Annotated in this window: 9 protein-coding genes; 7 read left to right on the top strand and 2 right to left on the bottom strand. The window is 45.6% G+C overall.

What is annotated here, in order from left to right; all coding sequences use genetic code 11:
- A partial coding sequence (locus Q0R37_RS12860) for a glycoside hydrolase family 11 protein (RefSeq protein ID WP_294754901.1) occupies positions 1-1,459 on the bottom strand: 1,459 nt, incomplete at its 3' end.
- A gap of 565 nt (positions 1,460-2,024) precedes the next feature.
- Here Q0R37_RS12860 and Q0R37_RS12855 point away from each other — a divergent pair.
- The gene (locus Q0R37_RS12855; RefSeq protein ID WP_294754899.1) at positions 2,025-2,780 is read left to right on the top strand and encodes a class I SAM-dependent methyltransferase; all 756 of its coding nucleotides are present in this window, start codon (positions 2,025-2,027) and stop codon (positions 2,778-2,780) included.
- Positions 2,781-2,812: 32 nt separating this feature from the next.
- Here the strand turns inward: Q0R37_RS12855 and Q0R37_RS12850 are convergent, their stop codons facing one another.
- Positions 2,813-3,331 carry a nitroreductase gene (locus Q0R37_RS12850; protein ID WP_366517439.1) on the bottom strand — a complete coding sequence of 173 codons (519 nt, stop codon included), beginning with the start codon at positions 3,329-3,331 and terminating at the stop codon, positions 2,813-2,815.
- 238 nt (positions 3,332-3,569) lie between these two features.
- Here Q0R37_RS12850 and Q0R37_RS12845 point away from each other — a divergent pair, with 238 nt between their 5' ends.
- From Q0R37_RS12845 to Q0R37_RS12820, 6 genes are all read left to right on the top strand, one after another.
- A complete protein-coding gene (locus Q0R37_RS12845; protein WP_294754897.1) occupies positions 3,570-5,198 on the top strand; it encodes a HEAT repeat domain-containing protein in 1,629 nt (542 codons plus the stop codon).
- A 528-nt stretch (positions 5,199-5,726) separates the two neighbouring features.
- Complete coding sequence (locus Q0R37_RS12840; protein WP_294754895.1) at positions 5,727-8,606, top strand: hypothetical protein; 2,880 nt, start codon at positions 5,727-5,729, stop codon at positions 8,604-8,606.
- A 183-nt stretch (positions 8,607-8,789) separates the two neighbouring features.
- The gene (locus Q0R37_RS12835) at positions 8,790-9,161 is read left to right on the top strand and encodes a hypothetical protein (RefSeq protein ID WP_294754893.1); all 372 of its coding nucleotides are present in this window, start codon (positions 8,790-8,792) and stop codon (positions 9,159-9,161) included.
- Positions 9,162-9,366: 205 nt separating this feature from the next.
- Entirely contained in the window at positions 9,367-9,885 is a 519-nt protein-coding gene (locus Q0R37_RS12830) for a cysteine hydrolase family protein (protein WP_294754892.1), read from the top strand.
- Between the two features lie 89 nt (positions 9,886-9,974).
- Entirely contained in the window at positions 9,975-10,958 is a 984-nt protein-coding gene (locus Q0R37_RS12825; protein WP_366517438.1) for a 2-hydroxyacid dehydrogenase, read from the top strand.
- Between the two features lie 10 nt (positions 10,959-10,968).
- Positions 10,969-11,302 (top strand): flavoprotein (locus Q0R37_RS12820; RefSeq protein WP_294754891.1); only part of this gene is annotated, 334 nt, incomplete at its 3' end.

Genomic DNA, 11,302 nt, shown 5'->3' with positions numbered 1-11,302 from the left:
CGAGGCGGAAGTAAGGTCCCATGACATCCTTAAAGCCGCTGCCGCCCTTTTCGTACTTGTAGTTGAGGTTCTGGTGAGCCGCTACGCCCTCTCCGCCGCCTGAGCTGCCGCCGCCGGTCTCATCACCGCCGCCGCCACCGCCGGTGGACGTGTCGCCTACTGTGCCCTTGCCTGTTTCAACAGATGAGGACTTGCCTGACTTTGAAGCCTGAACTGCGTCTACGAAGAAGTCGCAGAGGTCGCCCGAATTCTCGGGAGTTTCAATATAAAGAATAAGGTCACCCGAATTTGACGGGATAGTGAACTTTGTATTCTCGAGCTTTGTCCACTCACCGCTCTTTGCGGTGCAGTCAGCGATCTGTGTATAAGCGGCGCCGTTGCCGTCGCCCTGCTGGAGTGACATCTGAAGAGTTACAGTGCTGCCTGAGTTCTGAAGAACTGCTGCGCTGAAGCTGTATGTCTCGCCGGGAACGAAAGCATTTGAATCCAGCGGGATAGCACAGCCGTTCCACTCGTTTGCTCTGTCCGAAACGTAGAGTGACTTGGAGCCATCGTAGAAGTTCTTGCTGTTTGTTTCAACAGAAGCGCTTCCTCTTCCTGTCCAGTCGCCTGCGCCGCTTTCAAATGTGCTTGTGAAGTAGTCGCCGTTCTCATCGGGCTCTACTGTCTTTTTAGGTGTTTCGACGTATTCTTCTCCGCCGCCGCCACCGCCGCCGATACCGTTCTCGTATACAGCGAGGCTCTTAACATTGGCAGAACCGTTCGATCTGTAGCCCTCAATGTTGAGAGATACTTCATAAAGAGTACCTGACATATCGAGACCTGCCTTTGACCATGCGTCAAAGTGCTTGCCTACGCTGATGGTGCCCTTCATGTAGTTTGTTGTATTATTCCGTGAACCGCTTGTCTGACGGATGCTCCAGTACTGCGGGAATGTTGCGGTACCGTCCAGTGATGGCTGGTTATAACGCATCGTCTTGCAGATATCGTATGTATTGCCGTTCAGTGTTACGTTGCCCTTTCTCTCGGCACCGTCTCCGGGTGGACGCCAGTCGCCCCAGCCCTCAACGATGTAGTACTCCATGAGAGGGTTTCTTGTCCAGCCGTATACACACATATAAGAGTTTCCTCTTGGTGTATACTCAACATCGTAAGTCAGAGTGATATCAGAGCCTATCTGATTGTACCTCTGCTTCTTGCTGTCGTAGTTTTTGCCCATACGAGCCAGGAAGTTTTCAATTCCGCTCCATGAGCAGGAGAAGGAGCCTGCCCCCGGGTTCATTGAAGCCTGACCCGTATAGTTCTGGTTCCACATCTCATAATCGAAGCCGCCGATATTTCCTCTTACCTGCTGGTCAGCACCATGTACGACCGTAGCGGGAACAGCAGGAATACTTGCAGCGATCATCACAGCAGTAGTACCTGCGCCGACGATCTTCTTCAAGATGCCTTTTCTCATTGTGATCATTCCTCACTTTCTAAAAATTATTAAATTGTGATTCCCTTTTCTCAGCTCAGAAAAAGCACAAAAGTTTTATACACTTTTGAGTCCCTTCTTTTTCTCAGCTCTTAATCTTATTTTATTACGCCTTTGTGAACAAGGCAAGTCATTTCTTGCTATCACTGACCGAATTTAGCCGCTTTTTGCTATTTTATCAAATATTGCTTTAACTTTCAACAGATTTTTTATATACTCTCTGTCATTTTGAGCTTTTTTATAACATTTTACGCAGAAAACTTTATGAGGATTATAGCACAATAGTATTATAAAACAGTAAACCAAAATAATGTTGAAATAAAACAAAGGTGCTATCGCTTAATACTTTTTATATTCATAGGTTTTATATTTAATATTCATGTCTCTCATACAAAACAAAAAGGAGCTTTTTCAGCTTCCTTTCTTAATTATTAAAAAGCGCAAAAACTTATAAATTCCGTTTGCATAATTATGTTGACTTGCGGACTGTGATGTGATATAATAAAAAAACATTTTTCTTACAACCGTTTCCTCAAAAGGAGGTACTATGGAACTAAGATTATCTTTCGACACCATCCCCGAGCAGTTTGAGAAATGGCGGCCTCACTACAGCCGTGAGCTCTTCGGACTTCTCATCGAAAAAGCCGGCATCGGAAAGGACAAAAAGGTGCTCGAGATCGGTCCGGGCACAGGACAGGCTACAGATCCCATACTCGAAACAGGCTGCGATTACACGGCCATAGAGCTCGGCAGCAACCTCTCGGATTTCCTGCGTAAAAAGTACAAAAATACTCCGAACTACAGCCTGATAAACGACGATTTCATCACTCACGGCTTCGGCAGCGAAAGATTTGATATGATCTATTCCGCTGCGGCAATACAGTGGCTTCCCGAAAAAGAAGCCTTCAGCAAGACCTTCGAGCTCCTGAGGAGGGGCGGTATGCTCGCAATGATGTTCCTGCGTATGGACCTGAAGTCTCCCCAGCCCGAAATGTACGCCGATATACAGAAGGTCTACGATGAGTACTTCAGACCCGTGAGCAAAAGCAGCAACTGCCGCTTCGGATACGACAACGCTTTGAACTACGGATATACCGACCTTGAAACTCATGCCTTCCGCGGCAGGAGAGATTTCACAGCCGAGGAGTATGTACAGTATATCGGCACTCACAGCGACCATATCACCCTTGAAGAGCCCTACAGGACACATTTCTTCAGCGGAATAAAAAAAGCCATTGCGGAGCACGGCAACAGGCTCGTTATCAATGACGAATATATACTCAAAACAGTAAGAAAGCCATAATAAAAAAGCAGGGATATTCCCTGCTTTTTGTTTTATTCACACCAATACACGTAGTTTTCTTTTCTCGGGGCAGCAGCAGGCTCTTCGCAGTCCGCATAGCCGAGGATACAGTGTCCGATACCCTCATAATTGCCCTCGATACCGAGCTTTTTGAGGAGAGCCTTACCCTCTTCGGTCTCGAACTCTTCCTTTGCACGGTGTATCCAGCAGCTCGACAGGCCGTATGCGTGAGCAGCATTCATGAGATTGCCCATAACAAGACTGCCGTCGTAAAGATATGTGAACATATCCTTGTCCGCAAGTACTATAAGAACAACGGGCGCATTATAGAACGGGTCGTTATTCATGCCCATTACAGCAGCATTCATCGCGGAAAGGCGGTCGCGAATCTCCTTGTTCGTCACTGCAATGATTATTGGCGACTGACGGTTCATGCCCGTTGCAGCATAGGTGCCTGCTTCGATGACCTTACTTATGATATCCTTCGGCGGCATATCCGATCTGAATTTCCTGATGCTTCTTCGTGTTACCAGATTTTCAATTGCGTCCATAATATTTCCTCCTTTAAATAATATTGTTATATGAATAATATTATGTCCTTTATAAAAGCTTTGATATGTTTATGCACTGATCGGTCACGTTAAAAGTATTATACTATATTTCTTCGGAATAGTCAACAGTTTCTGCTTATCTTTCGGGTATTACAGCCATATATGCCGCCTTCGGATTGACTTTTTGCTATATATAATATATAATAAAGTAAATTTGCATTTGACCGAGGTGAAAGATATGTTCAGCTTTTTTAAGCGCAGAAAGACCGAAGCTGCTCCAGAAGCACAGCTTGTTGTTCCAAATAAGACCGAATATGTACCCAAGTCTCCCGTGATAAGCGAGGAGCGTATAACACTATCCGCAAATGAGCTTCTTGACGGAAAATATACCTATGCACAGCTCCTGCTGGAGAACTTCTTCCACGTAAACCATAAGCATCAGAAGATCATAGCGCAGACTCTGCTCGAAACACTGAACAGCCTTTCGGCCAAGAAGTGGTATACTTTTTCCGACGACTGCCGCGGTTCTGCATACTACAGCCATTCAAACTATCTGATGATACAGGATGTATCACAGGCTGACCTTACACGGGAAAAATATCCCCATTTGTCAGACGAGGAATACTTTGCCCTGCTTTGCGTCGGAACATTCCATTATAACGGCTTTTTCCGCGAGAAGTGCCTGTGTAAGCTTGTAAATTATCACGGTCATCTCCGCTATTTCTACATACGCATGAACGACTGGGTACAGGAAATACGCAAGGCTTCCGCGGAGCTGCTGAATGAGCTCCTGCCGAAATGTCCTCTCTGTGATATAATAAAGGATACTCCAATACTTGAAAAGCTCCATTCCACTCGCAGACGATCCGAAAAGCATTTCGGGGATATACTCTCCATAATATGCGGAAGAATAAAAAATGAGCTCACCGCCGAGCATATCAGGCAGCTGCTCGGAGAAGAGACTTACGTAAGGAATTCTTTCTACAGGTTCGGCTGTGAGAACGAGCTCTTCGGGGAGGAAATACTTGAATACATCATCGGACATGAGCCCTTCGGAAGCAGCAAGGAGCGCGTTCTCATGCACAAGCTCGACAGGTTCGGCTGCTCAGAAAGCGAGTATGAAAGGTATATCCGCCACAAATGTCCCAATGTAAGATATGCTGTCCTGCTGAAAAAATACGAGTCCCTCGGAAGCGCATGGGACGGACTTGAGGAGCTCCTTACGGACAAATCGTCAAAGGTTAGAACACTGGCAGCTTATATATTAAAAAAGTATAATGACTTTGATGCACGTGAATACTATCTCGGACTTCTCGGCACGGAAAACGCACCGATAGCTGTTACCGATCTCGGAATATACGGCACAAAGGCAGACGCAGAAGCAGTAAAAAGCTTTATCTCTTCGGATAATACTGCCATAGCGAGAAAAGCTCTCCGTTCCTACGGAAAGCTCATGGGCGCTGAGGGAGAAGATACATACCGGGAACAGTTATGCTCCGAGGATGACCGAATGAGCAGGGAAGCATATCGTATTATTACCGAGAACCGCATCATTTACAGTCCCGAAAGCCTGTGGAATGAATATCAGCGCCATACTGACCAAGCTCACAGGGCACGTTTTGTTAATCTGCTGTGCCGTCAGACGGACTGGGAAAGAATGATCTATCTTGTGAAGGTGTACGCTGACGACAGCCTTGATGAGGCACTGAAAGGCAAAATTGCCGGTTCGCTGCGTTATCAGAATGTTTATAAAAGGCTCTCCGACGAGACTGCCGACGAACTTATATCTGTTATCAATGAACATAAGGAAAAACTCGGCACGCTTGAAGGCAGCCTGCATTTTAACATCCATATGGCAAGCAGATAAAGAGAATCACGCAGGCAAGCCGATGTCTGTTTTATTCTGCGGAATTGTTATATCAAATATACAAAATTACGATAATTCGCAACAAAAATGCTTTTCTGTAAGAGTGTGCTAACCCAAGAGCTTCCTTTTTCGGTAATATTTGTACTAAATTATACGCTTTGGATAGCACACCTTTGTCATCAATGTACGATAATTATGAACAAACTATGAATTATAAGAAAACAGGAATGACAAGCGTTTTAAAACGTGATATAATTGTTTCAGTTGCAAATATTTTCATAAAGCACTGGAAATTTAATTGGGGGTGATGTTTCCATGCAAATGCTGTACAGCTTTTCATATAATGCATGGTCTAACTATATCCTCTCACCAATCAACTTAGTTTCAAAGGCGTACTGATTAAGGCTTTCCCTACCCTAATGAGTGCGCTTTTCATATTTATCTGTAAAGATGAGAAGCATAGTGGTATCACCACTCGTCAGCACAGACAAGACTTTATTAATATTATTTTAATTGGAGGAAAACAAAATGGTTAAGTCAAGTAAGGCTTCTTTCAGGAAAGCTGCTGCTGGCGCTCTCGCAGTTCTCTCACTGGCTACGTACTCTCTTCCTGCTAATGTAGGTATTCTTTCTACCAGACCAACTCTTTCTGCAAGCGCAACAGGCACAAAGAACAGTATCCATGTATACGGCAAGATAAAAAATGCCACAGGCGAAACACTGACTATCGCCTACAATGATCAGCATGACGGCAGACCCTATGTCATGGAGATCCAAAACGGCAAGACAACTTCTTTAGACGGTGACATCACGGCAATATACTGCCCTGTAAAGATAAACTTCCCATTACAGTGGAATCAGGACGGACAGAAGATAAACGGAACCCCCCATGTTGACGACATCACAAGCGAGGCATTTGAAGATAATAACTATATATATACCTTCAATTCTCCAAAAGGCAATACATACCAGTACGAAAACCTCGTATACGGCAAAAAGGAAGTAGTTTTCACACAGAAGTATGACAGCACTTCAAACGGTGCGGACAGCCATACTCTTGCAGACGGAAAAACGGAAGCTCACGACCTTGCAGATGTGAATGTTTCTGTAAGATCAAATTCGACCTACTACTTTGACAAGGTGGATGACTCAAGACTCGGCAATAACCTCTGGATGTCAAACAACTACGGCAGCAAAAAACAGGAACAGGCTGAGACCACATGGACGGTAAATGTATCAAGAGGACATTCCGTTTACCTCAACTACTGGGTATCATGCGAGGAGAATATCGACTACCTCAACATCACTGTTGACGGCAAGGAATTAGCCCGCAATGTCAGCAACGGAGATACAGGCTGCGCTGTTCTCGGCGAAGGCACACATACTGTATATGCAAAGTACAGACACGAAAACGACCCCACAAACGAGAACAATCAGGAGACCTGCCATTTCCTCGACGCTGCTTTCATCCAGTTCTCAAACAGCTGCGAAAAGTGTGATTATACCGAAACAAAGGCATTCATGCAGTTCGACAGATACTTCGACAAGTCAATAGCAGTCGAGAACGGCTATCGTATAAACCAGAACATGAACTTCTCAAATATCGGAAAGCAGTACTGGGTAGAAAAGAACTGCTCCGTTTACTCAAACGACGTTCTCTGGTTTGAATGCTTCGAAAATGATTTCAAGGTAACAGAAAATGTAGGCAACTTCAAATACAACCAGAAGAACTACCGCTTCAGATACGATTTCGAGATCCCGCATCCCGAGCTCGGCGTATTCATCAAGGGCTGGGACGGTTCTTATGATGACACGAATTCGCTCTTTACCTGCAAGGCAAAGAAGGGCGTTTCGGCTGACATTTCAGCTCTCACTGTCAATGACTTCACACTGACCATAAATCCGGATATCGCCCCCGCAGAGGCAGAGCGCTTAAAGGCTGTTCTTGAGTCTGACGAGACTATCAAGTGGATAAAGCCCTACGGCAGCGACTATCTGTACTATGTTGCATACAATCCCGAGTTTGCGGCATTTGACGATTACGATGATACCGTTTTCATATCATCAATAGTACACGATATCGGCACTTATGAGTTGACAGCCGAAAATATCGTTCCCGCTGTTGACCTTATCACTCTCGGCAAGGACGGCAAGGCTTATCCCAACAACTATGTAAGCGTAGTCGCTGAAGGTGCTGACGGAAAGGTTTCAGCTCTTACCGAAGGCGAGGATTATAAGATCGTTTCGAGCAGCTCAACAAGCAAGAGCGGCGAATTCACATTCGAGATCGCAGGCCTCGGAAACTGCACAGGTTCAGCTTCAAAGGCTCTTAAAATAGCTGCTGCAAGCGAGCTCACAAAGGTGCCCGCAGTTGCTCCTGCATACGGCGTTTGCGGAAATATCGAATACTACACAACAGCTGACGGCAAGATGTATTTACCTGCCGAGGGCTATACAAACGGCTACAAGGAAGTTACCGAGGAGGATATTACTCTCCCGGCAGAGACTGTTCCAAAGCCAACATTCAAAACTCAGAACCTCGTTCTCAGCGGACAGATCGGCGTAAACTTCTACCTCGACCTTTCAATGCTCACAGATGAGGAAAAGGCTGCAAGCTATGCTGAATTCACTGTAAACGGCACGACTACTAAGGATACCTTCGATCCGAGCTTCATGAACCAGTCAGGCCTTTACTACGGATTTACCTGCTATGTAAACTCGGTTCAGATGGCAGACCAGATCAGCGTTGTATTCCACTACGGCGATGAGACTGTAACAAAGACCTACTCTGTACTCGATTACATCAACAAGGTAGAGAGCCTCTCATCAAGCTTCAGCAAGGAGTCACTCGAGCTTATCCGCTCCATCGCAGACTACGGTCACTATGCTCAGCCGATGCTCGCAGCTGCCAACAACTGGACAGTCGGTGAGGATCACGCTGAAATGACAAAGTATTACGCTGACTCTTACGACTACAGCGCTATAAGGGAAGCAGCAGCTCCTTACGAGCGCAAGGCTTCTATCGTTGAAAAGGATATTGATAAGATAACCTATTCACTTTCACTTGCAGCAGAGACTTCACTCAATGTTTTCGTTGCTCCTGCCAAGAGCTACACAGGAAGCACTGCGATCAGCGTTGAGGGCCTCAGCTCGGATGAGTATACTGTTTCAAAGGAAGCAGACGGCCGCTACAAGGTAGTTATCTCAAAGATCTCTGCTCATAAGCTCGGCGATATCTACAACATAAAGATAACAACTGCAAACGGAGTAAGCACATACTCTGTATCTGCACTTTCATACGTATACGCTGTACTCAACAGCGACAGCTATAATGCTGTATCAAAGAACGCAGTTTCCTCACTCTACAAGTACTATGAGGCAACTATAAATTACAAAAACACTAAGTAATAGGGAGGTTTTACAATGAAAAAGTATTTTACACCTGAATTGGAAGTTACCGAATTCGATGTAGAGGACGTTATCACAACAAGTCCTAGCGATGACGTTACTACTCCTGAAGTTGGTTAATGACACTTGGGCGAGACAATAGTCTCGCCCTATTTACGCTAATATAAAAAGGAGTGTATGAAAATGAAAATAAAAACCACAGCAGTACTTTTAGTATCTTTACTCAGCTTGTGCTCATGCAATGTTGAAACTACCAGCTACACAGGTGAAACCAACACATATGACTCTGCCGCTGAAACTCAGAAAGCAGAAGAAGCTACTGCTGCTGCAACAGAGGCAGCTACAGAAGCAGCAAGTGCCGCAGAAGAAAATAAGACAGAAGCTGCCGAGCAGACAACAGCTGCGGAAACAGAAGCTGCATCAGCTGAAGTACCCACTGCCAATGCCGAGCCCGAAAGTCCCGCCGCTCCCACAGAGCAGGTGACTGAGCCCGAAACAGCAGCGCCTGAGATAGTTACCAACGAAAACGGAGACGTCGTTCTCCCCGAGGTATGATAAGCAAACAGGGCATCTGAAGATGCCCTGTTTTTTATGTTATTTTGCTTACTTTACATTTTTATTACCATATATGCATAAGATTTCGTTATTATTACCACTGTGCAACAGATTGACACAAGCGCTCCAATATGGTATACTATTTAAAAGTTGTTTTTACATATTATGTAAAAAAGAAAGATAACAAACTAAGGGAGATATGTATATGAAAGAAGCTTTACTGATAATCGACGTACAGAACGACTACTTCGAGGGCGGAGCCTGTATGCTCCACGATCCGCGAAAGGCTGAGGACCGCATTGTTGAGCTCATTTCCGAGAGCCGCAGGATCGGACGTCCCATCATTTACGTAAAACACATCAATCCTGATGATGATGCATTTTTCAACGAGGGTACCTACGGCTGCGAGATATCCGAAAGGATAGCTCCGCGACCAGACGATATCGTTATTAACAAGTACTGCCCCAACAGCTTCCTCGGAACAGAGCTGAACGACTGTTTACGCAGCCTCGGCGTGGAGAAGCTCATAGTCTGCGGTATGATGACACATATGTGCGTTGATACCACTGTCCGTGCCGCTATGGATCACGGCTATGCGGTAACTCTCGTTGCCGACGCCTGCGCTACAAAGGACATTGAGATCAACGGCGAGGTCATACCCGCAGAAACAGTCCAGAAGACCTATATCGCTTCTCTTGCGGGAGTGTTCGCGGAGATAGTATAATATACGCGCTACTTAAAATAATAAATGTAAACAGCTCTAAGATCGTTCTTAGAGCTTCATATTTAATGTACCCATAACAGGAAGGTGATATGATGAAAGTTGCTTTTTTTGATACAAAGCCGTATGATACTCCGTCATTTGAGAAGTTCGGAAAGAAAAACAACATAAAATTCAAGTTTTATGAGACTAAGCTCAACGAGGATACCGCCGAGCTGGCAAAGGGATGCGAGGCTGCCTGCGTTTTCGTTAACGATACCGTTAATGCTGCCGTTATCGACAAGCTCTGCGCTCTCGGAGTAAAGGTGCTTGCGCTCCGCTGTGCAGGCTATAACAACGTGGATATCAAGTACGCTAAGGATAAGCTGAAGGTCGTAAGCGTTCCCGCTTACTCGCCCTATGCTGTTGCGGAACACGCTATGGCATTGCTGCTCACTTCTATCCGCAGAGTACACAAGGCTTATATACGCACAAGAGATCATAACTTCTCGCTGAACGGACTTACAGGCTTTGACCTTCACGGTAAAACTGTGGGTGTTGTGGGAACAGGTAAGATAGGACGCATATTTATCAATATCTGCCGCGGCTTCGGCATGAACGTCATTGCCTACGATAAATTCCCCGCCAAAGACAGCGATATCGAATACGTTGAGCTGGACGAGCTTTTCAGCCGCAGCGATATAATCTCTTTCCACTGCCCTCTCACAGACGAGACCTATCATATGATAGACAGCAAGTCAGTTGAAATGCTGAAAAAGGGCGTTGTTATCATCAATACCTCAAGAGGAGCCCTCATCGACGCGGAGGCTCTCCTTGAAGGCATAAAAGCACGTAAGATAGGGGCTGCCTGCCTCGATGTATACGAGGAGGAAGCAGACGTTTTCTTCCAGGACTTCTCGGGTCACATCATCGCAGACGACACTCTTGCGCGTCTGATATCCATGCCTAATGTCATAGTTACTTCGCATCAGGCCTTCCTCACGGAAGAGGCTCTCAGCAATATCGCCGAAACTACGGTGAATAACATTATAGCTTGCCACAAGGGCGAGGAATGCCCCAACGAGCTGCATATATGAGGTGAATGAAATGCTTACGGGAAAAACTGTTTTACTTGGAGTCACAGGCTCTATAGCTGTATACAAAATATGCAATCTTGCGCGTATGCTCACAAAGCTGGGGGCTGACGTTCATGTTGCCATGACGCCGAATTCGCTGAACTTCGTTCATCCGCTCACCTTTGAGACTCTCACTCAGCACAAGTGCCTTATTGATACGTTTGACAGGAATTTCGAGTACAGCGTGGAGCACGTTTCTATCGCAAAAAAAGCAGATGTGGTAATGATAGCTCCTGCTTCCGCAAATGTTATAGGCAAGATAGCAAACGGCATTGCCGACGATATGCTGACTACCACTGTCATGG

The organism is uncultured Ruminococcus sp., assembly GCF_946415235.1.
Taxonomy (GTDB): domain Bacteria; phylum Bacillota; class Clostridia; order Oscillospirales; family Ruminococcaceae; genus Ruminococcus.
Note: the sequence above shows the minus strand (reverse complement) of the source record. Positions and strands in the feature narration are given on the sequence as shown.